24 protein-coding genes are annotated in these 26,200 nt (G+C 63.4%); 9 read left to right on the forward strand and 15 right to left on the reverse strand.

All coding sequences use genetic code 11. The features are described 5' to 3' along the window. The first annotated feature begins 319 nt into the window (after positions 1–319). Positions 320–3,196 (forward strand): EAL domain-containing protein, encoded by a 2,877-nt coding sequence (locus ACS3WA_RS00620; protein ID WP_438276645.1) that lies wholly within the window; start codon positions 320–322, stop codon positions 3,194–3,196. Positions 3,197–3,527: 331 nt separating this feature from the next. Here ACS3WA_RS00620 and ACS3WA_RS00625 read toward each other — a convergent pair whose 3' ends face one another. Both ACS3WA_RS00625 and leuC read right to left on the reverse strand, forming a co-directional pair. Continuing rightward, a complete protein-coding gene (locus ACS3WA_RS00625) occupies positions 3,528–3,980 on the reverse strand; it encodes a hypothetical protein (RefSeq protein ID WP_438276646.1) in 453 nt (150 codons plus the stop codon). 245 nt (positions 3,981–4,225) lie between these two features. Next, the gene (leuC, locus tag ACS3WA_RS00630) at positions 4,226–5,632 is read right to left on the reverse strand and encodes a 3-isopropylmalate dehydratase large subunit (protein WP_438276647.1); all 1,407 of its coding nucleotides are present in this window, start codon (positions 5,630–5,632) and stop codon (positions 4,226–4,228) included. Between the two features lie 4 nt (positions 5,633–5,636). Between leuC and ACS3WA_RS00635 the strand changes: the two genes are divergently transcribed. Beyond that, positions 5,637–5,816: a hypothetical protein gene (locus ACS3WA_RS00635; RefSeq protein WP_438276648.1), complete on the forward strand. Its 180-nt coding sequence runs from the start codon at positions 5,637–5,639 to the stop codon at positions 5,814–5,816. A 279-nt stretch (positions 5,817–6,095) separates the two neighbouring features. On the opposite strand, the gene rplS is transcribed toward ACS3WA_RS00635, so the two are convergent. The 5 genes from rplS to ffh all read right to left on the reverse strand — a co-directional run bounded on the left by rplS (position 6,096) and on the right by ffh (position 10,164). Further along, positions 6,096–6,482 carry a 50S ribosomal protein L19 gene (gene rplS / locus ACS3WA_RS00640; RefSeq protein WP_438276649.1) on the reverse strand — a complete coding sequence of 129 codons (387 nt, stop codon included), beginning with the start codon at positions 6,480–6,482 and terminating at the stop codon, positions 6,096–6,098. A gap of 221 nt (positions 6,483–6,703) precedes the next feature. Next, positions 6,704–7,438: a tRNA (guanosine(37)-N1)-methyltransferase TrmD gene (gene trmD / locus ACS3WA_RS00645; RefSeq protein ID WP_438276650.1), complete on the reverse strand. Its 735-nt coding sequence runs from the start codon at positions 7,436–7,438 to the stop codon at positions 6,704–6,706. A gap of 125 nt (positions 7,439–7,563) precedes the next feature. Further along, complete coding sequence (rimM, locus tag ACS3WA_RS00650) at positions 7,564–8,085, reverse strand: ribosome maturation factor RimM (RefSeq protein ID WP_438276651.1); 522 nt, start codon at positions 8,083–8,085, stop codon at positions 7,564–7,566. Positions 8,086–8,097: 12 nt separating this feature from the next. Continuing rightward, complete coding sequence (rpsP, locus tag ACS3WA_RS00655; protein ID WP_319797147.1) at positions 8,098–8,430, reverse strand: 30S ribosomal protein S16; 333 nt, start codon at positions 8,428–8,430, stop codon at positions 8,098–8,100. 192 nt (positions 8,431–8,622) lie between these two features. Then, complete coding sequence (gene ffh, locus ACS3WA_RS00660; protein ID WP_438276652.1) at positions 8,623–10,164, reverse strand: signal recognition particle protein; 1,542 nt, start codon at positions 10,162–10,164, stop codon at positions 8,623–8,625. Between the two features lie 522 nt (positions 10,165–10,686). On the opposite strand from ffh, the gene ACS3WA_RS00665 reads away from it, so the two are divergent. Continuing rightward, the gene (locus tag ACS3WA_RS00665) at positions 10,687–11,661 is read left to right on the forward strand and encodes an MBL fold metallo-hydrolase (RefSeq protein WP_438276653.1); all 975 of its coding nucleotides are present in this window, start codon (positions 10,687–10,689) and stop codon (positions 11,659–11,661) included. A gap of 81 nt (positions 11,662–11,742) precedes the next feature. On the opposite strand, the gene ACS3WA_RS00670 is transcribed toward ACS3WA_RS00665, so the two are convergent. After that, complete coding sequence (locus ACS3WA_RS00670; protein WP_438276654.1) at positions 11,743–12,462, reverse strand: SIMPL domain-containing protein; 720 nt, start codon at positions 12,460–12,462, stop codon at positions 11,743–11,745. Next, complete coding sequence (locus tag ACS3WA_RS00675) at positions 12,459–13,190, reverse strand: GyrI-like domain-containing protein (protein WP_438276655.1); 732 nt, start codon at positions 13,188–13,190, stop codon at positions 12,459–12,461. The genes ACS3WA_RS00670 and ACS3WA_RS00675 overlap by 4 nt, the downstream gene beginning before the upstream one ends. 280 nt (positions 13,191–13,470) lie before the next feature. Between ACS3WA_RS00675 and dapF the strand changes: the two genes are divergently transcribed. The 3 genes from dapF to ACS3WA_RS00690 all read left to right on the forward strand — a co-directional run bounded on the left by dapF (position 13,471) and on the right by ACS3WA_RS00690 (position 17,508). Then, positions 13,471–14,343: a diaminopimelate epimerase gene (gene dapF, locus ACS3WA_RS00680; protein ID WP_438276968.1), complete on the forward strand. Its 873-nt coding sequence runs from the start codon at positions 13,471–13,473 to the stop codon at positions 14,341–14,343. After that, positions 14,343–15,620 carry a tRNA (N(6)-L-threonylcarbamoyladenosine(37)-C(2))-methylthiotransferase MtaB gene (mtaB, locus tag ACS3WA_RS00685; RefSeq protein WP_438276969.1) on the forward strand — a complete coding sequence of 426 codons (1,278 nt, stop codon included), beginning with the start codon at positions 14,343–14,345 and terminating at the stop codon, positions 15,618–15,620. The genes dapF and mtaB overlap by 1 nt, the downstream gene beginning before the upstream one ends. A gap of 217 nt (positions 15,621–15,837) precedes the next feature. Beyond that, positions 15,838–17,508, forward strand: coding sequence for a CHASE domain-containing protein (locus ACS3WA_RS00690; protein ID WP_438276656.1), 1,671 nt, complete (start codon positions 15,838–15,840; stop codon positions 17,506–17,508). Between the two features lie 69 nt (positions 17,509–17,577). Here ACS3WA_RS00690 and ACS3WA_RS00695 read toward each other — a convergent pair whose 3' ends face one another. Continuing rightward, a complete protein-coding gene (locus tag ACS3WA_RS00695; RefSeq protein ID WP_438273960.1) occupies positions 17,578–18,123 on the reverse strand; it encodes a sigma-70 family RNA polymerase sigma factor in 546 nt (181 codons plus the stop codon). After that, positions 18,123–18,341 (reverse strand): NepR family anti-sigma factor, encoded by a 219-nt coding sequence (locus ACS3WA_RS00700; protein WP_438276970.1) that lies wholly within the window; start codon positions 18,339–18,341, stop codon positions 18,123–18,125. The genes ACS3WA_RS00695 and ACS3WA_RS00700 overlap by 1 nt, the downstream gene beginning before the upstream one ends. A gap of 259 nt (positions 18,342–18,600) precedes the next feature. Here ACS3WA_RS00700 and ACS3WA_RS00705 point away from each other — a divergent pair, with 259 nt between their 5' ends. Then, on the forward strand, positions 18,601–19,407 hold the full coding sequence (locus ACS3WA_RS00705; protein WP_438276657.1) for a response regulator: 807 nt from the start codon (positions 18,601–18,603) through the stop codon (positions 19,405–19,407). A 354-nt stretch (positions 19,408–19,761) separates the two neighbouring features. Beyond that, a complete protein-coding gene (locus ACS3WA_RS00710; protein WP_438276658.1) occupies positions 19,762–20,148 on the forward strand; it encodes a hypothetical protein in 387 nt (128 codons plus the stop codon). A 49-nt stretch (positions 20,149–20,197) separates the two neighbouring features. On the opposite strand, the gene ACS3WA_RS00715 is transcribed toward ACS3WA_RS00710, so the two are convergent. Beyond that, the gene (locus tag ACS3WA_RS00715; RefSeq protein WP_438276659.1) at positions 20,198–20,632 is read right to left on the reverse strand and encodes a hypothetical protein; all 435 of its coding nucleotides are present in this window, start codon (positions 20,630–20,632) and stop codon (positions 20,198–20,200) included. Positions 20,633–20,738: 106 nt separating this feature from the next. Beyond that, positions 20,739–21,107, reverse strand: coding sequence for a DUF883 family protein (locus tag ACS3WA_RS00720; RefSeq protein WP_438276660.1), 369 nt, complete (start codon positions 21,105–21,107; stop codon positions 20,739–20,741). Positions 21,108–21,542: 435 nt separating this feature from the next. Here ACS3WA_RS00720 and ACS3WA_RS00725 point away from each other — a divergent pair, with 435 nt between their 5' ends. Then, positions 21,543–21,698, forward strand: coding sequence for a hypothetical protein (locus ACS3WA_RS00725; RefSeq protein WP_438276661.1), 156 nt, complete (start codon positions 21,543–21,545; stop codon positions 21,696–21,698). Between the two features lie 82 nt (positions 21,699–21,780). On the opposite strand, the gene ACS3WA_RS00730 is transcribed toward ACS3WA_RS00725, so the two are convergent. Next, a complete protein-coding gene (locus ACS3WA_RS00730) occupies positions 21,781–23,982 on the reverse strand; it encodes a malate synthase G (protein ID WP_438276662.1) in 2,202 nt (733 codons plus the stop codon). A gap of 292 nt (positions 23,983–24,274) precedes the next feature. Beyond that, positions 24,275–26,200, reverse strand: coding sequence for an adenylyl-sulfate kinase (cysC, locus tag ACS3WA_RS00735; RefSeq protein WP_438276663.1), 1,926 nt, complete (start codon positions 26,198–26,200; stop codon positions 24,275–24,277).

Genomic DNA, 26,200 nt, shown 5'->3' on the forward strand with positions numbered 1-26,200 from the left:
CGCGCGGAGGTCTGCGTTGAAGTCAGCCTCCGGCTTACCCTTTTGAGGGGAGCATGATCTTATCCGAAAGCCGGTTTTCCCCCCCGACCAAGTCCGGGGCAGGCTTATTCGGCATCGAGCCTATAATTCCGTTCGCAATTATGTCATTTATCTCGCGCGGTCGGCGGGTTCGGCGAAAGGCTGATTTGCGGGTTCACGCGAATTCGCTTTCATTCTGTGACATACCGATTCTGTGACATACAGATTCGCAGAGTCGTCTGGACCGATCCGTGTCGCGCGCAATGCGGCGGGAGTGTATGTTGAACGTGGGGAATTGACATTGCGTCCGATCAGTTGGCTGGCGTGGATCGCGCTGGCCCTCATGATTTTCGCCGCCGCGTCGCCGGCACGCGCGATCGACGCCGTCAGCGTCCGCAGCGACGCGCCCGCCATCGACCTCACAGCCATCCTCGACCATCAGCACAGCGATAGCGACCGCATCCAGGTTTCGACCGCGCCGGGCACCGACGGCATCGTCCGCCGCGTCGAGGTGCGCGCACGCGAAGGCGGCCAGAACTGGGTGGTGTTCGCGCTCGCCAACAACACCGACGATCAGCTCGACCGCCTGATCGTCGCCCCGCATTATCGCCTGGTGTCCTCGGGACTGCTCTGGCCGGATCTCGGGCAATCGCGCATCGCGACCATCACGCCCTCGACCGGAGACCGTCCCGAGCGGCAGGAGAGCGCCACCGCCGACGTCTTCCGCATCACCCTCGATCCCGGCGCCGTGATCACCTTCGTCATGGAGATGCGTACCGACAACCTGCCGCAGCTCTATCTCTGGGAACCGGACGCCTACAAGGACAAGATCAATTCCTTCACGCTGTATCAGGGTATCGTCATCGGCATCTCGGGACTGCTGGCACTGGTGCTGACCATCCTGTTCGTGGTCAAGGGCAGCATCATGTTCCCCGCAGCCGCGGCGCTTGCCTGGGCGGTGCTGGTCTATATCGGCGTCGACTTCGGCTTCTGGGGCAAGGTGCTGGACATGTCGGCCGGCGCCGAGCGGGTCTGGCGCGCCGCGGGCGAGGCGATCCTCGCGGCGACGCTGCTGGTGTTCCTGTTCGCCTATCTCAATCTCAACCGCTGGCACGTGCGCTACTCGCACATCACGCTTGGCTGGCTCGCGTTCCTGGGCTCGCTGGTGGGGCTGGCTCTGTTCGATCCCGCGGTCGCCTCCGGCATCGCGCGGATGTCACTGGCGCTGATCGCCGTGTTCGGCTTCGGACTGATCGTCTACCTCTCCACGCACGGCTTCGATCGCGCGGTTTTGCTGATCCCGACCTGGTTCCTGCTGGTGGTGTGGGTCGGGGCCGCCGGCATGACGATCGAAGGCAGGGTGACCAACGACATCGTCGGCCCGGCTTTGCTCGGCGGCCTCGTGCTGATCGTGATGCTGATCGGATTCACGGTGATGCAGCACGCGTTCGCGGGCGGCGGCGCAGCCGCCGGCGTGGTGTCCGACGTCGAGCGCCGCGCTCTGGCGCTGACCGGCTCGGGCGATCTGGTCTGGGACTGGGACGTCTCCGCCGACAAGGTCTTCACCAGTCCCGAAACCGAGAGCCTGCTCGGCCTGAAACGCGGCGCGCTCGAAGGACCGGCGGCGACTTGGCTGGAGGTGTTGCATCCGCTCGACCAGGATCGGTTCCGCGCGGCGCTCGACAGCGTACTCGATCAGCGCCGCGGACGTCTGGTGCAGGACTTCCGGCTACGCACGCCCGACGGCCATTTCATGTGGTTCGCGCTGAAGGCGCGTCCGGTGGTCGGCTCCGACGGCGAGGTCTCGCGCGTGGTCGGCACCCTCACCGACGTTACCGAGACCCGGAAAGCCGAAGAGCGGATGCTGCACGACTCGGTGCACGACAATCTGACCGGCCTGCCCAACCGCAAGCTGTTCATCGACCGCCTCAACGCGGTCGCAACCTTCGCCAAGACCATGCCCAGCCTGCGGCCGACCCTGATGGTGATCGATCTCGACCGCTTCAAGCAGGTCAACGATTCCGTCGGCGTCGCGGTCGGCGATTCGATCCTGCTGACGCTGGCGCGCCGACTCACGCGCGTCCTGAAACCGCAGGACACGCTGGCCCGGCTCGCCGGCGATCAGTTCGGCCTTATCCTGATGTCGGAGCAGGACCCGCCGCGCATCACCGCCTTCGCCGAAACCATGCGCAAGACCATCCGCGCACCGATCGCCTTCAACGACCGGGAAATCTTCCTGACCGCCTCGATCGGCGTCGCGCTGAGCGACCCGCAGACGCAATTGACGGAGGAGATCATCAAGGACGCCGAACTGGCGATGTACCATTCCAAACGCATCGGCGGCGACCGCATCGATATCTACAAGCCGGCGATGCGCGCCCGGAAAAACGACCGTTTGACGCTGGAAGGCGAATTGCGGCGCGCGCTTGAGCGGCGCGAGATCGCGATCCTCTACCAGCCGATCATCCGCCTCGAGGATCGCTCGACCGCAGGATTCGAAGCGCTGGCGCGCTGGGATCACCCCAAGCTCGGGCGGATGGCGCCGGACGAGTTCATCACCATCGCCGAGGAAGCCGGCCTGATCGTCGACCTCGGCACGTTCGTGATGGACCAGACCGCCCGCCAGCTCGCGATCTGGCAGCGCGCCATGCGGTCGCGCGCGCCGATCTTCGCCAGCGTCAACGTCTCATCGCGTCAACTGCTGCGGCACGATCTGATTCAAGACGTCCGCTCCGTTCTGTCGCGCTCGTCGATCGCGCGCGGCACGCTGAAGCTGGAGCTGACGGAATCGCTGGTGATGGAGAACCCGGAACACGCCGCGCAGATGCTACAACGGATTCGCGAACTCGGCGTCGCCCTCGCGCTCGACGACTTCGGCACCGGCCATTCCTCGCTGTCCTATCTGCAGCGCTTCCCGTTCGACACCATCAAGATCGATCAATCCTTCGTCCGCACCACCAGCCGCGGCACCCGGCCGGTCATTCTCAAGTCGATCATCGCGCTCGCCCACGATCTCGGCATGGATGTGGTCGCCGAAGGCGCCGAGACCGACTCCGATGCGGTGGAACTCTACCAACTGGGCTGCGAATACGCGCAAGGCTTCGCCTTCGGCGAGCCGATGGACGCCGATGCAACGATGCGGCTTCTGGCCCAGGAGCGGCTCGAGGCAGCGAGCTGAAGCATAACGAAACAGGGTTGAAGCAACATCTCCGTCATGGCCCGCAGGTTTTCACCGGACAGAGATACGTTGACCATCGAGGTTTAAGACGGACACGGCTGGCCGGAAAAGCGACATGGCAAGCTCAGCCTTTCATGTCATGAAATTCGAATCTTGCGGCATCAGCCATTATTGCATCGCAGGTTTGGGAGAGTTTTGCGACGGATTTACTGTTCCGCCAGAACTGGCACGCGATGAAACTACGCTTTGTAGGCACCGTCCTGCTGATCTAGACAACGAAGCGCATCAGATCGACCATCACGCGACGCACGCGCGCTGGCGAGTGATTCGTTCAGACCGGCAGTCGTGCCTTGTTCGCCGCATCGTAGATCGCGATTCGCAGCATCGGAAAACGAGACTTCAGGTCGGTGGCGGCTTGCTTCGCGCCGGAAAGGGTTTCGAACTGGTTCTTGAAATGCCCGTCGACCAATAGCGTAAATCCGGTTTCGGGCGGCACGTCGGCGCGCGGCGGGCTCGATATCGGTTTGGGCGCCGCAGTGGCCGGAGCCGGCGGCACCGCCGTGGGCGCTGGAATGGGTGCGGTGACGGCGGGAGCCGGTTTCGCCGGGAGAGTGAGAGCGCTGCGTGGCGCGGTCGATGCCGGCTTTTCCGCCGCGGGCTTTTCCGCCGCACGTGCCGCGGTCTTGCTGCTGCTTTTCACGACCGCCGTCGCCTTCACGATTGCCGACGTCTTCGCGGCTTTGCCCTTTGCGGTCGCCGGCTTTGCGGGCGTCTTGGGAAGCATTCTCGTGGTCGCCTTTACCGATGCCTTCGCTTTGGTGGATGGGCGCGCCGTTTTCGCTGCCTTACGGGCAGGGGCTTTGGTCTTGGTTTTTTTCATTACGTCGTTACGAGTGACGGAATTTTCCGGCAAAGGCAACCCGCCAGTCGAGTCAGAATGGATTCTTCATCGCATCCATGTTGACGACGCTTTCGATCGGCGGATCCCGCATTGCGTGCCGCCGCGAATGGCGCACGTCACGCGGGGTCTCAATGCCACTCGCGTACGTCGACGAAATGTCCGGCGATCGCAGCCGCAGCCGCCATTGCTGGCGACACCAGATGCGTGCGGCCCTTGAAACCTTGCCGTCCCTCGAAATTGCGATTGGAGGTCGAGGCGCAACGCTCCTCCGGTTTCAGCTTGTCGGGATTCATCGCAAGGCACATCGAGCAGCCCGGCTCGCGCCATTCGAATCCGGCCTTGATGAAGATCCTGTCGAGCCCCTCGGCTTCCGCCTGTTCCTTGACGATGCCGGAGCCCGGCACGACCATGGCGTTGACATTGCCGTTCACGGTTCTGCCGTCGGCGATCTTCGCCGCCGCGCGCAGATCCTCGATACGGCCGTTGGTGCATGAGCCGATGAACACGCGGTCGACCCTGATCTCGGTGATTCTCGTGCCGGGGATCAGTCCCATGTAGTGCAGCGCGCGCTCCTTGGAGAGGCGCTTGGCCTCGTCCTCGATCTTGCGGGGATCCGGAACCACGCCGGTAATCGACGCCACGTCCTCGGGGCTCGTGCCCCAGGTCACGATCGGCGGCAGCTTCGCGGCGTCGAGCCGGATCTCGTGATCGAAATGGGCGCCGTCGTCGCTGCGTAGTGTTTCCCAGTAGCGCATCGCAGCATCCCAATCGGCGCCGTTCGGTGCCTTGGGGCGGCCTTTCAGGAACGCATAGGCCTTCTCGTCCGGCGCGACGAGGCCGGCGCGCGCGCCACCCTCGATCGACATGTTGCAGACCGTCATGCGGCCTTCCATCGACAGCGCGCGGATCGCATCCCCGGCGTATTCCAGCACGTAGCCGGTGCCGCCCGCGGTGCCTATTTCACCAATGATGGCGAGGATGATGTCCTTGGCGGTGACGCCGTCGGGCAAGCGGCCATCGACGACGGTGCGCATGTTCTTCGCCTTCTTCTGGATCAGCGTCTGCGTCGCCAGCACGTGCTCGACCTCGGAGGTGCCGATGCCATGCGCCAGCGCGCCGAACGCGCCATGGGTCGAGGTGTGGCTGTCGCCGCAGACGATGGTGGTGCCGGGCAGGGTGAAGCCCTGCTCGGGGCCGATGACGTGGACGATGCCCTGACGCTTGTCGAACTCGTTGTAATATTCGATGCCGAAATCCCGGGCGTTCTGCGCCAAGGCCGCGATCTGCTCGGCGCTCTCCGGGTCTGGATTGGGCTTGGTGCGATCGGTCGTCGGCACGTTGTGATCGACCACGGCGAGCGTCTTCTGCGGCGCATGGACCTTGCGGCCGGCGACGCGCAGGCCCTCGAACGCCTGAGGCGACGTCACCTCATGCACGAGGTGGCGGTCGATGTAGAGCAGGCAGGTGCCGTCCTCGGCTTCGTGAACCAGATGATCGTTCCAGATCTTGTCGTACAGGGTGGTCGGTTTGGACATGGACGTGAGCCTATTGGAAGTCTGGGAGCAGGTCGCGCAGCGGGCGCGCGGGACAATCGCCGGTGAGAGGACGCAGCGTCAGGTCGCCGACGTCGCGAACCGTCCGAAGAAGCGTCCGGGCAAGCGGCTGCGGTCGTCGATCACGATACGCGTGATGAAACGCCCGGTGTCGCTGCTGAAATGATCCGTAACCATTTTCGCCTTTTACCATGACCGCATCCGCCGCGACAATCATAGCGTTTTCGAGCGAAGCATATCCTCGGGCTTGACCGAGGATGGATACCGGTTCGCGTGAAGAAAACGCGTCAGAACAAAATCGTAGAGCCTTGCTTCTGATTCCGTCAGAAGCGAGGCTAACGATCGGCGGGGACTTGCATCCCGGATAGATAGGCGCGAGCGCGGCAATAAAAAAGCGCGGCCGCCGCCGCGCTTTTAAAAACTTTGCAGGCGTGGTGAGGAACGCTCAGCTCGTCGCGGCCTGCTTGTCCTGCTTGTCCTGCTTTTCGACGATGCGGGCCGATTTGCCGCGCAGCTTGCGCAGGTAATAAAGTTTGGCGCGGCGCACCTTGCCGCGGCGCACCACCTTGATCGAATCGATCATCGGGGAGAGCAGCGGGAACACGCGCTCGACGCCCTCGCCGTAGGAAATCTTGCGGACCGTGAAGCTCTCGTTGAGGCCTCCGCCGGAACGGCCGATGCAGACGCCTTCATAGGCCTGCACGCGGGTGCGCTCGCCTTCCACCACCTTGACGTTAACGATCACCGTGTCGCCGGGACCGAATTCAGGAATGGTCTTGGTTGCCGACAGTTTGTCGAACTGCTCTTTTTCGAGCTGCTGAATGATGTTCATTGCAATCTCCATCGGCGGCGCGCCCGGCCGCTTGAGGGGGCTGCGCGAAATTCATCTATCCAGTGGCGCGTATTTCGCAAAAGTGGATACCGGTCTTGCGAACAGAATACGCGCAACTCAACGAGTTAGAGCATCGTCTAACGGCAAACCGGATTCCACTTTGCCTGAAAACGCTCGCTGCGCGGATTTCGGGCTCCCTATAGAACAAAGCCGGGGCTTTGTCACCCGCCTGTCTTGCCTTTCGGCTGATTTTGGCTGGCCCAGGCCGCCCAGAGGTCCGGGCGGCGCGCCTCGGTCAGGGCTTCCGCCGCAGCCCTCCGCCAGGCCTCGACCTTGGCGTGGTCGCCGGACAGCAGGATCTCGGGAATCGGGCGACCCTCGAACTCCTGCGGGCGGGTGTACTGGGGATATTCGAGAAGTCCGTGCGAAAAACTCTCGTCCGCGCCGGATTCCGCCTTGCCCATCACGCCCGGCAAAAGCCGGACGCAGGTGTCGATCAGGGCCATCGCGGGAATTTCGCCCCCTGACAGCACATAATCTCCGATCGACACCTCCTCGAGTCCGCGGGCCTCGATGACCCGCTGGTCCACGCCCTCGAACCGCCCGCAAACGATCATCAAGCCAGTTTCGGCGGCGAGTTCCGCCACGCGGGACTGGGTCAATGGCCGACCTCGCGGGCTCATCAGCAGGCGCGGCCGGTCCGGCGAAATCTCCACCGCGTCGATGGCTCTGGCCAGCACGTCGGCCCGCAGCACCATGCCCGGGCCGCCGCCGGCGGGCGTATCGTCGACGCTGCGGTGGCGATCGGTGGCGGAAGCCCGGATGTCACGGACCTCCAGCGCCCAAAGACCGGCGGCCAGCGCCCTTCCGGCGAGGCTGACGCCAAGCGGCCCCGGAAACATCTCGGGAAATAGCGTCAGGACGGTCGCGCGCCAGGATGTTTGCTGTGGTGCCATGAGCCAAATCGCCGTCATTGCGAGCGTAGCGAAGCAATCCAGAGTCCAGTGCGAGAGCTGGATTGCTTCGTCGCAGTCGGGACGACGCTACGCGTCGCCGCGCGCTCCTCGCAATGACGAAATGATTATGCCTGATCCGGCATATCGCCCTCGATCTCGCCGGGCATCTCGATCACCACGCGTCCGCCGGCGATGTCCACGGTCGGCACCACGGCATCGGTAAACGGCAGCATCAGGGTCGCGCCCTGTGGCGGCGCGATCTCGATGATGTCGCCCGCGCCGAAATTATGGATGGCGGCGACGGTTCCGAGCGGCGTGCCGGCCGCATCGACCGCAGTGAGGCCGATCAGGTCGGCGTGGTAGAATTCGCCCTCGTCCGGTGGGGGAAGCCTGTCGCGCGCGACGTAGAGTTCAACGCCGTTGAGCCGTTCGGCCTCCTCGCGCGTGGTCACGCCCGTAAGCGCTGCAACGAGATGGTCCTTGGCTGCGCGCGCGCGCGCGACCTCAAGCTGCCGCGCGCCATCCTTCGTCGAGAGCGGGCCGTATCGTGTCACCGACATCGGATCCTCGGTGAAGGTCCACAGCCGCACCTCGCCGCGCAGGCCGTGCGCGGCGCCGATCCGGGCCACGCAGATGCGCGCTGTCATGCCGGTTCAGCCTTACGCCTTCGCGGCGGCTTCGGCCTGTGCCTTGCGCTCCTTGCGCGGCACGGCCTTCTCCGGATTGTTACGCGCCGCGCGCTTCTTGACGCCGGCGGCATCGAGGAAACGCGCCACGCGGTCGGACGGCTGCGCACCCTTGGCGAGCCAGGCCTTGACCTTGTCGAGGTCGAGCTTGAGGCGGTCGGCATTGTCCTTCGGCATCAGCGGATTGAAGTAGCCGAGCCGCTCGATGAAACGGCCGTCGCGCGGATAGCGCGAATCGGCGGCGACGACATGATAGACTGGGCGCTTCTTGGTGCCGGCACGGGCGAGGCGAATGACGACGGGCATTTGGTTCTCCTGGTGTGTGATTGATTTGGATTAGCGAAGCTTGTTTGAGAGAATGCTGTCATGCCCGCGAAGGCGGGCATCCAATATTCCGAAACATCGCTTGAACGCAGACGCTCTGGAATACTGGGTCATCCGCCTTCGCGGATGATGACGTTGGTTGTTTGCACCAGCGGCAAGTGACAATGAAGCCGCTCATTTCTTCTTCCGGGGAAAGCCGAGACCGGGCAGCGGCGGCTTGCCGGTCAGTCCGGTGAGGCCGGGAAGGTTGGGCAGGCCCCCGCGCAGCCCCGCCGCCAGATCCTTCGGCAGTTGCGGCTGGCCGTCGGCGCCCTTCGGCATTTTCTCCGCGAGCGCTTTCATCTGTTCGGGCGTGGGCATCGGCATGCCGCCGCCGAACCCCATGGCTTGTGCGATGCCGGCGAGGGGCCCGCGTTTGCCGGTCCCCATCATCTTCATCATGTCGGCCATGCTGCGATGCATCTTGAGCAGCTTGTTGACCTCCTCGACCTTCTGGCCGGCGCCGGCGGCGATGCGGCGCTTGCGGCTGGCCTTGAGGATATCGGGATGCTTGCGCTCCTGCCGCGTCATCGAGTCGATCACCGCGACCTGGCGCTTGATGATCCTGTCGTCGAGACCGGCCGCGGCGATCTGGTTCTTCATCTTGGCAACGCCGGGCATCATGCCCATCAGGCCGGAGATGCCACCCATGTTCGCCATCTGCAGCAACTGCTCGCGCATGTCGTTGAGGTCGAACTGGCCCTTGCGCAGCTTTTCGGTTGTGCGCGCGGCCTTCTCGGCGTCGATATTGGCGGCGGCTTTCTCGACCAGCGTGACCACGTCGCCCATGCCGAGGATACGGCCGGCGATGCGGGAGGGATGGAAATCCTCCAGCGCGTCGGTCTTTTCGCCGGTGCCGATCAGCTTGATCGGCTTGCCGGTGACCTGACGCATCGACAGCGCAGCACCGCCGCGGCCGTCGCCGTCCACTCGGGTCAGCACGATGCCGGTGAGGCCGACGCGCTCATCGAAGGACCGCGCCAGATTCACCGCGTCCTGGCCGGTCAGCGAGTCCGCGACCAGCAGCACCTCATGCGGATGAGCGGCGGCTTTGATGTTCGCCGCCTCGGACATCATCTCTTCGTCGAGCGTGGTGCGGCCGGCGGTGTCGAGCAGCACCACGTCGTAGCCGCCGAGCTTGCCGGCCTCCAGCGCGCGCCGCGCGATCTGCTCGGGCTTCTGGCCCGCGACGATCGGCAGCGTCTGGACGTCGAGGTCGCGGCCGAGCACCGCGAGCTGCTCCATGGCCGCCGGGCGGTAGATGTCGAGCGAGGCCATCAGGACCCTGCGTTTGTCGCGCTCGGTCAGCCGTCGCGCCAGTTTGGCCGTCGTGGTGGTCTTGCCGGACCCTTGCAGGCCAACCATCATGATGATGACCGGCGGCACCGCATTGAGGTCGATGGTCTGGCCGTCGGCGCCGAGCGTGGCGATCAGTTCGTCATGGACGATCTTCACCACCATCTGGCCGGGCGTCACCGATTTGACCACGGTGGCGCCGATCGCCTGCTCGCGGACCTTGTCGGTGAAGCTGCGCACCACCTCGAGCGAGACGTCGGCCTCCAGGAGCGCCCGGCGCACCTCGCGCATGGCGGCGTCGACGTCGGCCTCCGTCAGCGCGCCGCGCCGCGTCAGCCGATCGAGAATGCCGCCGAGCCTTTCCGACAGATTGTCGAACATGAGCCGTTCCTGTCTTCTCTTCGTCGTGACCGGGCTAATTCCGGCCACCCACGTCTCGTCCCGAATTGAAGACAATTTAAGTCGTGGATGCCCGGAGCAAGTCCGGGCATGGACGACCGAGGGTCTGTGAGACGCAAACCCAAAACACGTTTGCGCCCGAGGGCGCACAGCGCTGTCGGGCGTTGACCTCCGGCCCTTGCGGCCGGTCGGCGGATCGAAAAGAACGTCTTTTCGAGAAGTCGGCGGGACTTACATGGAAAGGCTGTGGCAAGTCAAGGAAGATCGAACCGTCCCGTCACGTCGGTCCAATATAAATATCTGATAATATTGTTGTATTAATGGATTTCGGCGGCAAAGGCGTTGCCCGCGTTGCAAATCTCCTGCGCTAATCCCATGTCGGAAGTGTCCCATCCGCTCGTTCCGCACTCTCACCCACCAGACCGTGCTATTGGACCCGCCCCTACTGCTGACTGCCTTCGCCGGCATTGCCGCCGCCAGTTCCCGGCATTTTGGGCGTCCCGCATGAAACCCTACGACGGTCCGGTCTCCGACCATTTCGACGGCACGCGTTTTGTCGATCCCGACGGCGCACCGCTCAGGCTTTCTGAAATGCTGCGCTGGCAATTCAGCCGCGGGCGTGAGCGCCATAAATGGCCCGAATGGGCGCCGTCGCCCTATTCCGACACGCCGCCACCGAGCGTGACGAGCGGCGTGCGGTTCTCATTCGTCGGGCATGCGAGCTGGCTGATCCAGGCGGCTGGGCAAAATATCCTGATCGATCCGGTGTGGTCGGAGCGCGTGTCACCGTTCTCGTTCGCGGGCCCGAAGCGCCATAACGATCCAGGCATTGCCTTCAAGGTGCTGCCCCAGATCGATACCGTGCTGGTATCGCACGGACATTACGACCATCTCGATGTCGCGACGCTGTCGCAACTCGCGGCGAAATTCGCGCCTCGCGTGATCACGCCGCTCGGCAACGACGTGACCATGCGCGCCGCCGACAGCGCGATCCGCGCCGAGGCTTTCGACTGGCATCAACGCATCGAGCTTGCCAATGGACTCGCGGTCACGCTGGTGCCGACGCGGCACTGGTCGGCGCGCGGCATCTTCGATCGCAACAAGACGCTGTGGGCGAGCTTCGTGCTGGAAACGCCGGCCGGAAAAATCTATATCGTCTGCGACTCCGGTTATGGCAGCGGTGTGCATTTTCACCGCGTCCGTGAGGCGCATGGTCCGCTGCGCGCGGCGATTTTACCTATCGGAGCCTATGAGCCGCGCTGGTTCATGAAGGACATGCACATGAACCCCGCCGATGCCGTGAAGGCGCTCGCCGACTGCGGCGCCGAGCTTGCGCTGGCGCATCATCACGGCACCTTTCAGCTCACCGATGAGGCGATCGATGCGCCGGAAAAGGCGCTCGGCGTCGCGCTCGATGAGGCAGGCGTTCCGCGAGATCGCTTCCTGGTCCTGAAGCCGGGGCAGGTGATAGAGATTTGAGGGTTTGCGACACTACAGAAGAGCCGTCATGGCCGGACTTGATCCGACGAGACGGTCTCTCCGTAAGAACGAGGGTGAAGGTTACTGCCCCGCCTTGATCTCCCAGGACACGCCGACCGTCACGCGAAGGGTTTCCTCGCCCGGCGCGATCGGCGCCTCCGCAGCCATCGGCGCCGCGGCCCGGCGATACATGACGGGCATCGCCGCGCCGTGCTCGGAAATGCTCACGGGTGCGCCGAGCGCGACGCCCGCGGCCTTGGCGTAGATCTCCGCCTTGCGCCGCGCATCAGTGACCGCCTCGGCGCGCGCGTCGTCGAGCAGCTTCGAAGCGTTGGAGACCATGAAGTTGATGCCGCCGATGTCGTTGGCGCCGGCCGCGGTCACCGCGTCGATCACGCCGGCGATCTTGCTGACATCGCGCAGCTTGATCGTGACCTGGTTGCTGGCGCGATAGCCGGTGAGCACATTCGTCCCCGCGCGATTCTGGCTGCTGTATTGCGGCTGCAGCGACAGCCGCGAGGTCTGATAGTCTTTTTCGGAAAGACCCGCGCTTTTCAGCGCCAGCAGTACCTTTCCCATGGCGTCATTATTGGCGCTGGCGGCTTCGCGCGCGGTCTTGGCATCGGTCGTGACACCTGCCTCGATCTGCGCGAGATCCGGGGGCGCCGAGATCGTGGCCTCGCCGGTCACCGAGACGGTCGGCGGCGGCGTCCCACCGGCTTGCGCCGGCATCGCGGCCAGGGCGGCGACCGCGGCAATGGCGATCGTGAGAGGAATCCGGTTCTGCATGACGGCTCTCATTTCAGCGGCACATAGACGTTGATGACAAGATTGTCCTCTTCGGTCTTCAATGGATCGGTCATGTACTCCTCGATGAAGGTATCCTTGGCCTCGAGCTTCTTGTCGTCAAGGTGGTTGGTGATCGCCTCATAGGTGTTGTCCATGTTGTCGTAGGAGCCGCGATGCACGAATTTCAGCGCCTTGCCCTCCGGTGATTTGCCCATGCTCATGTTCTTGGGCAGGTCCTTCAGCTCCTGGTCGACCGGGACTTCCGCCAGGAACGAGAAGCCGGTGTCGTCGGTCGAGGTGTAGACGATCATCATGTTGCCGGTGGCCTTGACGCCCTGCTTGTCCAGGACGGCCGCGAGCGACTTGAAGGAATCGATCAGCGTCTCGAACGCGGTGTCCCAGGTGGCGTTGTTTCTGAAAGTCAGCACCGTCTTCGGCGTCAGCGTGAATTCCTCGCCGAAGGGATCGGCGGCTTGCGCCGGCGCGGTCACCGGCGGCTTCGGCGCCTCCGCGGTCGGATTCGCCGGGGTCTGGACTTCGGCCGGCGGAGGAGCCGGCATCGTCGGAGTCGTCGTTCCCGGCGGGGTAGGCGCAGCTGGCGGGGCGGGGGTCGCAGGCGGTGCCGTCGCGCCGGGAGGCGTCGCGGGTGGGGTCTGGGCGAGTACGGCGGAAAGCCCCAAGGACATGGCCACCGGGATCATCGCGATCGCGAGGCGGCGAAAAAGGCGGGGGCGATTCATTGAACGGGTCTCCCTGGTGCTGGCCGACGTCTCGCGCTGACCGATATCCGCAAGACCTGACCCTTGGCCGCCGTTGCGGCGGAATTATGCGATGCCTGACAAGCTGTTTTGATATCCGACTCGCGACGGAGTATGTCATGAGAATATGTCATGCCGCATCGTGGCGGGCGTGGGGCGCAGGCCGGATATCGCGTTGACCGTGCCGGACGCCGGCCGCTGGCCAATCGCCGGGTATTCGCCATATAAAGCGGAGGACGGACGCCGGAAAATGGATGCCGGGATGGGCGCGCTCGCAAACCACGCTTTCAGCAAGATGAACGGCATCGGCAACGAGATCGTCGTGGTCGATCTGCGCGACAGTGCCGCCACGGTGACGGCCGAGGAGGCACGCGCGATCGCCTCGCCGGCCGGCGTTCCCTATGATCAGTTGATGGTCCTGCAACCCCCGCGGACGCCACGCACGGAGGCCTTCGTTCGAATCTACAATAACGATGGTTCGGAGGCGAACGCCTGCGGCAATGGCATGCGCTGCGTGGCGCGGCAGGTGTTCGAGGCCACGGGCAAGACCGTGCTGACTTTCGAGACCCGTGCCGGGCTGTTGAATTGCTGGCGAGGTTCCACGCGCGGTTTCTACACCGTCGACATGGGGCTACCAAAATTCGATTGGCGGGATATCCCGCTCGCCGAGGAATTCCGCGACACCCGCTATATCGAATTGCAGGTCGGGCCGATCGATAAGCCGGTGCTGCATTCGCCGTCGGTGGTCAGCATGGGTAATCCACACGCCATCTTCTGGGTCGATGACGTGAATGCTTATGACCTTGAACGCTTCGGGCCACTATTGGAGAATCATCCGATCTTTCCCGAGCGCGCCAACATCACGCTGGCGCATATCGTCGATCGCGATCACATCGTGATGCGAACCTGGGAGCGCGGCGTGGGCCTGACCAAGGCCTGCGGCTCGGCGGCCTGCGCGACGGCAGTGGCGGCGGCACGGCTCAAACGGACCAACCGCACGGTCGAGATGCTGCTGCCCGGCGGCGGTCTGACCATCGAGTGGTGCGAGCACGGCGATCATGTGATGATGACTGGTCCGGCCGTGTTTGAATATGCCGGCAGGTTCGATCCCGCATTGTTCACACCTGTCGCGTGATGCCGGTCGATGTCGTCACCTTCGGCTGCCGGCTCAATGCCTCCGAGTCCGAAGTCATCCGCCAAAATGCGAGCGGCGCCGGGCTCGACGACGTCGTCATCATCAACAGTTGCGCTGTCACCAACGAGGCGGTGGCGCAGGCGCGGCAATCGATCCGGCGGCTGAGGCGCGAGCGGCCGTCGGCGCGCATCGTCGTCACCGGCTGCGCGGCGCAGATCCAGCCGACGATGTTCGCAGAGATGGCGGAAGTCGATCGCGTGATCGGCAACGACGACAAGATGCGTGGTGATGCCTGGCGCGAGGCACGGACCGCATTCGCGGCCGCATCCGGTTTCGGGATCGCCAACGAAGAAAAAGTCGCGGTCGCCGACATCATGGCGGTGAAGGAGATGGCGCCACATCTCGTCGAGGGCTTCCAATCCGCCCTGCCCCGCGCCTTCGTGCAGGTGCAGAACGGCTGCGATCATCGCTGCACCTTCTGCGTTATCCCGTTCGGGCGCGGCAATTCGCGCTCGGTGCCGATGGGCGCAGTGGTCGACCAGGTGCGCGCGCTCGCCGAGGCCGGTCATGCCGAGATCGTGCTGACCGGCGTCGATCTCACGAGCTACGGAGCCGATCTGCCCGGTGCGCTCCGGCTGGGCGGGCTGGTCAAGCGAATCCTTCGACATGTGCCGGAGGTGAGGCGGCTGCGAATCTCGTCGATCGACTCGATCGAGGCCGACCGGGACCTGCTCGATGCGGTCGCCAACGAGGAGCGGCTGATGCCGCATCTGCATCTGTCGCTGCAATCCGGCGACGACATGATCCTGAAGCGGATGAAGCGGCGGCATTCGCGCCGGGACGCCATCAACTTCTGCGCGCAGGTGCGGCGGCTGCGGCCGGGCATCGCCTTCGGCGCCGACATCATCGCCGGTTTTCCGACCGAGACCGAGGAGATGTTCGCGCGCTCGCTGGACCTCGTCGCAGACTGCGATCTCACCTTTCTTCATGTTTTTCCCTACTCGCCGCGTCCGGGGACGCCGGCGGCGCGGATGCCACAGGTCCCGGGCGAGGCAATCAGGGATCGCGCGCGGCGGCTGCGCGAGGCGGCCGCGACGGCGCTTCGGAAGCGTCTGGCGGCGGAGGTCGGGGCAACACGTCAGGTGCTGATCGAAAGCGCCACCCAGGGCCGCACCGAGCATTTTATCCCGGTCGCGGTTGCGGGAGAAACGCCGGGCGCGGTGCGAACGTTCAGAGTGGCGGACCACGATGGCGCGCGCCTGCGGCCGGCGGTTTAGCTGGCGAGCAACCTTTCGCCATCATGAATACCGGACTCGGCCAGCCTCAGTCCGTTAACGATCGTGCCGGGTTTTACCCGCGGAGACGGAACCAGACTGGCGCGGGGTGATTGACGTGGGGCATCCTTGGGGCGGAGGGTGCGGTTTCCAAACAGTAAAGCCGGCCAATGGTGCGAACGGCAACCTTCTTCTGACTTCTGACTTTCCGGGTAGGCACGTGGTTCGGCTGGGTTTCGTTATCGGGTTCGTCGCGGTCATCGGGGTTCTTCTCTCAGGCCTTGCGGCCTGGCGCGCTCATGACCAGGAACTGACGATCGACAGGATCGCGCTGTCGCGCGCGATCGATGTCCATGCCAGCCTGGTACAGGAGCGTCTCATCGAACGAGAACTGCTGGCGCGGGTTGCATCCGGATTGTTTCGGTCGCCCGCCGCGGTGGGGGCCAACATGCTTCACCCGCTGCGCGCTTCGATCTATGCCTTCAAGACCGATTTCGTTCTCGCGGGCTGGGTTGCCTGTCTGCAGCCAAGCGAGCTTTCGGAAGCCAGTGCAACGCTGGCGTCTGCCGGCTTTCCAAACCCGCACATCCGGAGCTTTGACGATACGCCGCGCGATCTGAATTCATTGGACAAACCAATCGACGTGCTGATGGACGTCGAACCGAAAAATGCTGAAACGAGCGCATTCGTCGGCCGCTCGCTCGACGAGCATCCCATCCTGGGACCGATGCTCGCCCGCGCACTGCAGACGAAAACGTCGGCGGTCTCGGATCCGATCAATCTGCTGCAGCCCGACGGGCCGCTCGGGCTCGTTATCGCAACGCCGGTTTTCCAGGAAGGAAGCGAAAAAGCGGCGGGTTTTGTCACATTCTCCTACCGGCTCGCCTCGCTGATGCTGACAAACGACGAACAGTCGTTGTTCTCCGTCGTTCTGAAAGATCCGCGAAACCCGGCGTCGGAATGGATCGCGGACGACAGGGGCCATGTTACCTCACGTCTCAGACGGGCGGCTGATCCCGTTCCGCTGGTGCTGCGGACGGTGACGTTCGGCGGGCGGGACTGGTCGCTCGGCTATTACCCGAAGACCAATGCGGTCCTTCGCGCACAAAGACTTGCCGCGGTGGTGGCCGCAATCGGTCTGGCACTGACGAGCATCATTTGTGGTCTGTTCGGGTATGTCGCCTACAACAACCTGCGGCTGAGCCGGGAAATCCAGGTTCGGATCAGCTTCGAGCGGCGTCTGACCGCGGTGATCGACGAACTCAATCACCGGGTCAAGAATATCCTTGCGGTGATCCAGTCGATCGTCACGCGCACGCTGCGGCACGGCTCCGACATCGAGGTCGCCCGCGAACTGCTGATCGGCCGGATCCATGCCATGTCCAACGTGGTCTCGCTGCTCAGCGAGAGTCAATGGCAGGGCGTCAAACTGAGGGGGTTGTTCGAAGCGCGCGCCATCCCCAATGCCGAGCGCATCGCGGTCGATGGCCCGGACATCACCGTGAGCGCGCGCGCGGCTCAAAGCCTCTCATTGCTGTTCTTCGAACTTGCCTCCCACTCCGACGAAGGCCTCTCGCTGGTCGGCAAGCATCCGCATGTGGTCGCGCATTGGTCGGTCGAGGGCGATGGCAGCGAATCGATGTTTCGCTTTCGATGGGAGGAATTCAACACCAGCGCCGCGACCCGCCGCGAGGACAGCGATTTCGGCATCATCCTGCTGGATCGCGTTGCGCCGGAGGCGCTTGGCGGCGTTTCCAAGCGGTATTTTACCGAGGTGAGTTATGTCTATGAACTCGCCGCTCCCATGGAGACGGTCGTCGACATGACCGAAAGAGGTCGCACGCTGCAAATCTCCGCGCCGATCAAGTCAGCGACCCCATCGAGCCTTTGAGTTAAGACAAGCCGTTAAGTCAAGAAAGACGCGCAGCCGCCCCTGAATTACAGCGGGCCTGATCGCGGACTATCGGCCGCTGCCGATTACGGCCCGAACGGTATCGTCCGGGCCAAAATCCTCGGCGCCCTCGACATAAAGTAGCGCGCTCAGCTTCGATCGTGCGCGATTGACGCGGCTCTTGATGGTGCCGACTGCGCATCCGCAGATCTTCGCGGCATCCTCGTAGGAGAAGCCCGAAGCGCCTACCAGGATCAAGGCTTCACGCTGATCCTGGGGCAACTTGTCGAGCGCAGCGCGGAATTCCTCGAATTCCAGATGCGCGTTCTGGCTCGGCTGCGATTTCAGCGTTTTCGCATAGCTGCCATCGGAATCCTCAACCTCACGCCGGCGCTTGCGGTAGTCGGAGCGGAACAGGTTGCGCAGGATCGTGAACAGCCACGCCGGAAGGTTTGAGCCCGGCTGAAACGAATCGATATTGGCGAGCGCACGAAGCAGGGTTTCCTGCACGAGGTCGTCGGCACGATCGCCGTTCCCGCTCAGCGAAATTGCGAACGCGCGCAAGTTCGGCACCGATGCCAGAATATCTTCGCGAAGTGAATCGGTGAGAGGCATTAGTCCCTCCCGCTATTTTTTGCGTCGAAATCGCCCGTGGGATTTATTTGGGGGTGACTGGGTCCCGATCCATCGAGCTTTCGGATTAACTCCGCAAACCGGTCCGGGACGCCCTGCCTCACGACGTCGTCATACATCGCACGAAGCTGATGCCCGATTCTGGACTGAATCTCGGCGTTTAGGCCGCCCTTGCCGGGTGATGGCTTTGTATCTTTCATGATCTTGTTCATTCCCAACGTTTCAAGGTATTGAAAAATCGAGAATTCCCCGTTTGTTAGGCCGTCTTTGCGGAACTCGTGCGGGCTAATGCCGTGCCCGAGGTAAAGTTCCTGCATGGCGGAACTTTTGTCATGCTAAAGCGTAAATAACGCAGCGACCGGACGGGCATCCGCCGCGTTGCTCCACGCATGGCCCAATTAAGGATAAAGATGCTGATCCCGCTGTTGTTGGGGTCTCAATCTCAAAAGGATGGACGGGATGTTTCGATCACAGGTTGTTGCCGAGCATTTGCCGCTCTTGCGACGTTACGCCCGCGCCCTGACGGGAAATCAGGCGTCCGGAGATGCCTATGTCGGAGCCATGCTGGAGGCGCTGCTTCAGGATCCAACCGTGCTCGACGAGCGGCACGGACCGCGGGCGGGGCTGTTTCGGCTGTTCACCCAGATCTGGAATTCGGTGTCGATCAATGGCGGTATCGACGAGGTGCCGGCCCTGGCTCCGACAGAACGGCGGCTGACGAATATCACGCCGCTGCCGCGTCAGGCGTTCCTGCTCTTGTCGCTCGAAGGTTTCTCCGAGGAGGAAGCGGCGTTCGTGCTGCAGACCAACGTGGCCGAAGTTCGCAGGCTGAGCGATGTTGCCGGCCGCGAAATGGCGGCGGAAATCGCGACCGACGTGCTGATCATCGAGGATGAGACGTTCATCGCGATGGATCTGGAGAGTCTTGTCAAGAATCTCGGACACCGTGTGATCGGTGTCGCGCGAACCCATGGCGACGCGATCGCCCTGGCCAAGACCCGGAAGCCCGGTCTCATTCTGGCCGATATCCAGCTCGCTGACGGCAGCTCCGGACTGGATGCCGTCAACGAACTCCTCCGCGTCGTCGAGGTGCCCGTCGTCTTCATTACGGCCTATCCCGAGCGCTTCCTGACCGGCGAGAGGCCCGAGCCGGCGTTCCTCATTTCGAAGCCGTTCCAGCCGGCCATGGTTTCGGCGGTTGCCAGCCAGGCGCTGTTCTTCCATCGAAACTCGCGCAATCGGGAACCCCGCGCCGCTGCATCCTGACTGGCGCGGCGGCCCTTGGCGGCCGCCCCCCGCGACAGGCTCCACACCATACCGTGCTTGGCCGTGCTTGCGGTCGGTGTCGCTCGCCAACGGTAAAGAAACTTGCCAAGAAAACGGACGCGGCTGGCATCACCATCAGCCGCGTCCTCGTCGCCGGTCGGGCGGGCAGGGGGAGGATGACCGGCTGCCCGGATAACGCAAGGACCCCGCGAAGCGTTCCGCTTCGTCTTTTTTCAATTCCGCCGATGAACGATGTCTTGCGAACGGCGTTATTGCCTCGCGGTTCTGACCCGCAATCCTGACGCACGGCGTGTGACGTCGTCGCCAGCGAGAGGACAACGGGCGAGGCAAACGATGTTTCAGGTATCGACGGCCATTCTTGGTGCGCTGGCGGTAATGGTGCCTCTCGGCGCGATGCATCTTCCCTCGGGGAGCGATCTCGCTGCGCAGCCGGACGCCGCCGCGGTGGTCAATCGCACCGCCAAGTCCGATCGGGGTTTTGTCAGTTTGAGGACTGTGGAAGGCCGCACCGTTTCCATTCGGCTCGAGAGTTTGCCGGCCGCATCGATCGTGATCCAGATTCCCGGAACCGACAGCATGATGGCCAGCGATCGCGGCACCAGCCCGCGCGCCCGTCGCGCACCGGCATCGCAGGCCAGGCGCACGATCGCGTGCGAACCGGTGGTCAGCGTTTTGACGGATGTCGCGAAGCAGCTTCAGCCCGGCCGCTGCGTCACCTGATATTCATTCTTATTGTTGTTATTCATATCGTGGTCATTCAATTAGGCCGTCAAGTGTCGGCGTCGGTTCCGTCCCGGTCGCGCCGGCCTGCGAGCAACCCCAGCGCCAGGCCGCCGATGGCCAGGATCGGAATCAGCTTTTTGATGCCGACCGTGCGGGCCAACTGAAGTCCTGCCGCCACCACCATCGGATCGGCGAGAAAATTTTGCGCTGTCGCTCTGGTTTTTTGGGCTGCTCGTTTTTTGATGGCCTTTCGCCGGATCGCATAGATCGCGACCGCGATCACCGCGATCAGGAAAAAGATAGCGGCGCCGGCGAGGCAAGCCTCGATCAAGCCGTAGTTCTGAAGCACGAAGACAAACGCGGCGGCACATAAAAACACGAGTGTGATGGAGCCTGCGACGGCCGCTACGGCGGCGACGGAGGCGAGCCGCACAGCGTTGCCCGCGCTTTCCTTAAGGTCATCGATCGCCCGCTGAAACATTCAACGCCTCGCCCGGCTCGAAAATCGATTGCTGAAATTATTGACAGAATCCGAGCGGCGGCGACAGAACTCGCCGCGGCCCGACCAAACTGAAATCACCGGAGCCTCATCGGCGCCAGGTCACGCCGATCAGAAATCCCAGCCCGATCGCAAGCCCGACCGTTGCGAGAGGACGCTGCTGGATTGCTTCCTCGAGCGTGTCCTCCATCGAGGTTACGGCATTCTGCGCCGCGTCGAGCGCCGCGTTGCCACGCTCCGTCACATCGGAGAGGACGGAGTCGACATTGGCTCTGGCCTGCTTGTAGCCGCGGCGCGCCTGCTTTTTGGCAGAGCCGGTCAATGTACCGAGCGCATCGGAGACCTGGTCTGCCAGGGCGGAGATATCGTTTTTCACGGCGGACAAATCCTTCTCAAGGCGGTCGTATGTTGCTTTATCGGTCAAGTTCTTCATCGCTTCCTCATCATCGCTCGCCATCCAACGCTCCTGAAAACTGCTGGGATATGAGCAACCAACGTGTCGTCGCGGCTTAAGTTCCTCGACAGCATGACCTGCCCGTCAGGCAGTTTCTGTTGAGTCCGCCTCTGTTCGACGATGCTTGGCGGTGAGGGCTGCGATGGGAAGCTGCGGTAAAAGCCGCATCGATTTATGCAAATAGGTTTTCGAACGAAGCATGTCCTCGGCCCGACCGGAGGAGAGAGATACCGGCTTCCGCGAGGAAAATGCGCCCAGACAACGCTCTGGAGATTCTGATTGAATCAGAAGCGGAAAGGCTTCGGCTGGCGCGTCCCCTCGCCGCGCATCACGCGCCTTTCGGTGGAACTTTCAGGCCTTGTCTGGATTGCCTCGCGCGCCAATGTCGCGAGGGCGCTTCTCCGTCCTGAATCTTGCGATCAATTTGGAGAGCCAACAATGCTGATCAGCGTCCTGATTACGTTCTTCATCGTTGTTCTTGTGCTGTACTTCATCAGCGTGGCGCCGCTGGACGTCCGCGGCAAGCAGATCGCCAGCGTCGCCGTTATCGTGCTCGGTGTCGTCTCAGCGTTGAAGTATCTTCCGATATTCTGAGGCCCCACGTCGGCGCCTTGGACAAGCAGATTTCCCCGGCGGTCACGCCGGGGACATTCATCTCGATCGCGTCGATCGCCGGTCAACCGTCAGCCGCCGTCTTTCCTTGCGCCGTGCCCCTCGCCTTACCCCCCGCTTTGGCCTCGCGCCTGCGCCCGGTCAGGATGTATTCGGTGTAGCCGTTCGGTTGTTCGCGTCCCTTGAACACCAGATCGCACGCCGCCTGGAAGGCGACACCGTTGAATTCCGGCGCCATTGGTTTGTAGAGGGGATCGCCGGCGTTCTGCCCGTCGACGACGGCGGCCATGCGCTTGAGCGATTGCATCATTTCGTTCCCGGTGACGACGCCCTGATGCAGCCAGTTCGCCAGATGCTGGCTGGAGATGCGTAGCGTGGCGCGATCCTCCATCAGTCCGACGTCGTGAATATCGGGCACCTTCGAACAGCCGACGCCCTGATCGATCCAGCGCACGACATAGCCGAGAATGCCCTGGCAGTTGTTGTCGATCTCCTGTCTCACATCGTCGGGTGCCCAATTCGACTGCGACACCGGAAGGGTGAGGAGGTCGGCAAGTTTCGCCCGACGGCCGCCGGCTTTCAGCTCCTGCTGGCGTTTCAACACATCGACCTGATGATAGTGCAAGGCGTGCAGTGTCGCCGCCGTGGGCGAAGGTACCCATGCAGTGGTGGCGCCGGATTGTGGGTGGCTGATTTTCCGCGCCAGCATGTCGGCCATCCTGTCGGGCGCCGCCCACATGCCCTTGCCGATCTGGGCGTGGCCGGGCAGACCGTCGATCAAACCGATGTCGACGTTCCAGTCCTCGTACGCCTGCATCCAGGGCTGCGCCTTCATCTCGCCCTTGCGGATCATCGGTCCCGCTTCCATCGAGGTATGGATCTCGTCGCCGGTGCGATCGAGGAAACCGGTGTTGATGAAGCAGATGCGTTTTGCGGCCACCTGGATGCAGGCCTTGAGGTTGACGGTGGTGCGACGTTCCTCGTCCATGACGCCAATTTTGAGTGTGTTCTCGGGCAGCGCCAACATGGTCTCGACCCGGGCGAGCAGTTCGCAGGTCAGCGCGACCTCGTCGGGACCGTGCATCTTCGGTTTGACGATGTAAGCCGAGCCGGTCCGGCTGTTTTTCGTTTTCGAGGTGCCGTTGAGATCGTGAATCGCGAGCAGGCCGGACACCGCCGCGTCGAGCATGCCTTCCGGAATGTCGGCGCCGTCCCTGTCGAGCACTGCGTCGGTAAACATGTGATGGCCGACGTTGCGAATGAGAAGCAGGCTGCGCCCGTGCAGCCTTAGCTCGCCGCCGTCAGGCGCGGTGTAGACCCGATCGGCGTTAAGGGCGCGCGTAATGGTCTTGCCGCCCTTCCTGAATGTATCCGTGAGCGTGCCGTTCATCAGGCCGAGGACGTTGCGATAGACCAGTACCTTGTCGTCGGCATCGACGGCGGCGACGCTGTCCTCCATGTCGAGAATGGTGCTGACGGCGGCCTCAAGGATCACGTCGGCGATGCCTGCGGCATCGTCCTTGCCAATGGCGTGGCTGCGGTCGACTTGAATCTCGATGTGCAGGCCGTGGTTCACCAGCAGGATCGCGGACGGCGCGCTCGCATCGCCCCGATAGCCTGCGAATTGCGATATCGACGTCAAGCCGGTCTCGCTGCCGTTACGGAGTCTCGTCTTTAACGCTCCATCGGTCACGACGTATCCCACGACATCGGCATGGCTGCCGGTCGCAAGCGGTGCGGCCTGATCGAGGAACGCCTTGGCCTTCGCGATCACCTTGTCGCCGCGCGCCTTGTCGTAGCCTCTGGCCTCGCCGGCGGCGTGCGGGATGGCGTCGGTACCGTACAATGCGTCGTAAAGGCTGCCCCAGCGCGCATTGGCGGCGTTCAGCGCGTAACGCGCGTTGGTCAGCGGCACCACCAGTTGCGGCCCGCAGATCTTTCCGATCTCCTCATCGACATCAGCGGTTTCGACCGCATGAGTCTCCGGCTCCGGCTGCAGATAGCCGATCTCTTTCAGGAACGCGGTATAGGCTTTAATGTCGAACGGATGACTTCTGTTGGCGCGATGCCATCCGTCGATCTTCGCCTGCAGCGTGTCGCGTATCGCCAGCAGTTCCCGGTTTTTCGGTCCAAGATCGTGGACGATGGCGGCCAATCCGGCCCAGAAGGCATCCGGCGAAATGCCGGCCCCGGGCGTGGCCTCTTTCTCGATAAAATCGAACAGGACCGGCACGATTTTCAGTCCGTGAGCGTCAATGCGGGTCATGTCGGAGGTCTCACGCGAAACAGCGACGAGGCTGTCTCAAGGCGGCTTGCAAAAATTTGGCGTCTATCGCCTTTGAGAGCATGGTCCCGAAAGGTGGGAACCGGTTTTCGGATATGATCATGCTCAATCAAAAAGCTAGAGTCTAATCCAACGAAGTTGGATCAGACTCTAGCGCCAAAGCCGGCGTCGTGCGCCCCTACAAAAGGTGAATAATCCCATTGAAAAACCAAACGACCGCCGCGATACAACTCGCGGCGGTCATCCACGTCCAGCGCCTGCGGGATTCGCAGGCTCAGATGTTGGCGGCGACGTCGGTCAGTTCATCGAACAGGATGCCGGTGCTGATCAGCATCTGCTCGATCTCGCCAGCGGCCTCAGCCACCGTGCGTGATGATGTATCGATCGTCAGTTCCACCGATTCCGGCGGCTGATAGTCGTTGCCGATGCCGGTAAATCCGTGCAGCACGCCCGCGCGCGCCTTGGCGTAATGCCCCTTCGGGTCGCGGCTCTCGCAAACATCAGCCGGCGTTGCGACGTAGACCTCTCGGAAGGCGGAATCGGCGATGCGCCGTGCCGCGGCGCGATCCTCGCGCGACGGCGAGACCGCGGCCACGATCGCAACATGGCCGTTGCGCGCGAGATGGGCAGCGACTTCCGCCAGCCGACGGATGTTTTCAGCACGGTCCTGCGGCGAAAAGCCGAGATCGCCGTTCAGTCCGGCGCGCAACGTGTCGCCGTCGAGCAGGATCGGCGAGCCGCCATCGCCGAACAGTTTTCGCTCCAGCGCGCGCGCCAGCGTCGATTTCCCCGAACCGGGCAATCCCGTCAGCCAGACTACCGCGCCGTTGTGACGATAACGCGCGGAGCGCTCATCCGGACGCAGCGCCGATTCCACCGGCACGATATCGACCGGCACCGCGCGCTGTCCCGCATCGACGCTGAGAACAAGGCCGCCGCCGGCGATACGTCCCTGGACCTCGATCACAAGGCGGCCGGTGCGGGGATTGTCGACGTAAGGATCAGCGGCGAGCGGCTGCGCCAGCGAGATGTCGATTTCGCCGACATGATTGCGCGCGATCGCCTTGGCCTCGGCGCTCGACAGTTCGCCCGGATCGACTGCCTTCTCGATGGCGACGACGACGGCGCGGGTTTCCTTGTTGCCGAGCCGGAGCAGAATGGATGCGCCGGCCGCGAGCGGGGTCTCGTGCAGCCAGAAGATGCGCGCGCGAATCCGCCGCGTATCGCGCGGCGCCGACCCGACATGGGCGATGACGTCGCCGCGCTCGACAAACAGTTCGCGGTCGAGCGTGATGCCGACGGACCGTCCAGCGCTTTGCGCGACAGTCGGACTTGACGGCCAGCCTTCGATGCTGCGGATCTTCGCGATCTTGCCGGCCGGCATGATGACAATCTCATCGCCCGCGGCCAGGCCGCCCGACTCGATGCGGCCGGCGACAATGCGCCGATCGTCGAACTTGTAGATCGCCTGAACCGGCAGGCGCAACGCCAGTTCGTCCAGCGGACGCGCTGGTTGCAGCGCGTCGAGAGCCTCGACCACGGTCGGCCCTTTGTACCATGCAATCTTCGCGGTGCGGTCGGCAACGCCGTCGCCGTCTCGGGCGGAGATCGGAATCACCGCCGTCGGCGCGAGGCCAAGGCCGGTCAGGTGCGCGGTAATCTCGTCGCGTATCGCGCCGAAGCGTTCCGCGCTGAAATCGACGCGGTCCATCTTGTTGACGACGACCGCGACCTGTTTGACGCCGAGCAGATGCAGCAGATAACCGTGTCGCCGGGTCTGGTCGCGCACGCCTTCGAGCGCGTCTATGATCAGCACCGCGCCATCGGCCTGCGCCGCGCCGGTGATCATGTTGCGCAGGAATTCGGCGTGGCCGGGCGCGTCGATCAGCACCACGTCGCGCGAACGGGTGCGGAAGCGAATTTGCGTGGTGTCGATGGTGATGCCCTGATCGCGCTCGGTCTGCAGCGCATCCAGCAGGAACGACCATTCGAACGGCATGCCGCGCCGGGTGCTGACGGCTTTCAGCATCTCCAGCTTGCCATCGGGCAGGCTGCCGGTCTCGTGCAACAGCCGTCCGACCAGCGTCGATTTGCCGTGGTCGACGTGACCGACGATGACGATGCGGACCTGCGGACGTGTCGTGCCGTTCGGTGTCGCGAGGACGGTGTTCGGTGCGATGGTGGGGGCGATCATATTCAT

Origin of the sequence: Nitrobacter sp., assembly GCF_051535235.1 — a bacterium.
Classification (GTDB): domain Bacteria; phylum Pseudomonadota; class Alphaproteobacteria; order Rhizobiales; family Xanthobacteraceae; genus Nitrobacter.

Coding starts and splice junctions, on each gene's coding strand:
- ACS3WA_RS00695 (WP_438273960.1), bottom strand. CDS start 18,123: ATGCCTCTCACCGATTCACTTCGCGAAGATATTCTGGCATCGGTGCCG.
- ACS3WA_RS00625 (WP_438276646.1), bottom strand. CDS start 3,980: ATGCTTCCCAAGACGCCCGCAAAGCCGGCGACCGCAAAGGGCAAAGCC.
- leuC (WP_438276647.1), bottom strand. CDS start 5,632: ATGTCCAAACCGACCACCCTGTACGACAAGATCTGGAACGATCATCTG.
- rpsP (WP_319797147.1), bottom strand. CDS start 8,430: ATGCCCGTCGTCATTCGCCTCGCCCGTGCCGGCACCAAGAAGCGCCCA.
- ffh (WP_438276652.1), bottom strand. CDS start 10,164: ATGTTCGACAATCTGTCGGAAAGGCTCGGCGGCATTCTCGATCGGCTG.
- ACS3WA_RS00720 (WP_438276660.1), bottom strand. CDS start 21,107: ATGGCGAGCGATGATGAGGAAGCGATGAAGAACTTGACCGATAAAGCA.
- cysC (WP_438276663.1), bottom strand. CDS start 26,200: ATGAATATGATCGCCCCCACCATCGCACCGAACACCGTCCTCGCGACA.
- rimM (WP_438276651.1), bottom strand. CDS start 8,085: ATGACAGCGCGCATCTGCGTGGCCCGGATCGGCGCCGCGCACGGCCTG.
- ACS3WA_RS00700 (WP_438276970.1), bottom strand. CDS start 18,341: ATGAAAGATACAAAGCCATCACCCGGCAAGGGCGGCCTAAACGCCGAG.
- dapF (WP_438276968.1), top strand. CDS start 13,471: ATGGGCGCGCTCGCAAACCACGCTTTCAGCAAGATGAACGGCATCGGC.
- ACS3WA_RS00730 (WP_438276662.1), bottom strand. CDS start 23,982: ATGACCCGCATTGACGCTCACGGACTGAAAATCGTGCCGGTCCTGTTC.
- ACS3WA_RS00715 (WP_438276659.1), bottom strand. CDS start 20,632: ATGTTTCAGCGGGCGATCGATGACCTTAAGGAAAGCGCGGGCAACGCT.
- ACS3WA_RS00670 (WP_438276654.1), bottom strand. CDS start 12,462: ATGAGAGCCGTCATGCAGAACCGGATTCCTCTCACGATCGCCATTGCC.
- trmD (WP_438276650.1), bottom strand. CDS start 7,438: ATGGCACCACAGCAAACATCCTGGCGCGCGACCGTCCTGACGCTATTT.
- mtaB (WP_438276969.1), top strand. CDS start 14,343: ATGCCGGTCGATGTCGTCACCTTCGGCTGCCGGCTCAATGCCTCCGAG.
- ACS3WA_RS00725 (WP_438276661.1), top strand. CDS start 21,543: ATGCTGATCAGCGTCCTGATTACGTTCTTCATCGTTGTTCTTGTGCTG.
- ACS3WA_RS00710 (WP_438276658.1), top strand. CDS start 19,762: ATGTTTCAGGTATCGACGGCCATTCTTGGTGCGCTGGCGGTAATGGTG.
- ACS3WA_RS00665 (WP_438276653.1), top strand. CDS start 10,687: ATGAAACCCTACGACGGTCCGGTCTCCGACCATTTCGACGGCACGCGT.
- ACS3WA_RS00675 (WP_438276655.1), bottom strand. CDS start 13,190: ATGAATCGCCCCCGCCTTTTTCGCCGCCTCGCGATCGCGATGATCCCG.
- rplS (WP_438276649.1), bottom strand. CDS start 6,482: ATGAACATCATTCAGCAGCTCGAAAAAGAGCAGTTCGACAAACTGTCG.
- ACS3WA_RS00705 (WP_438276657.1), top strand. CDS start 18,601: ATGTTTCGATCACAGGTTGTTGCCGAGCATTTGCCGCTCTTGCGACGT.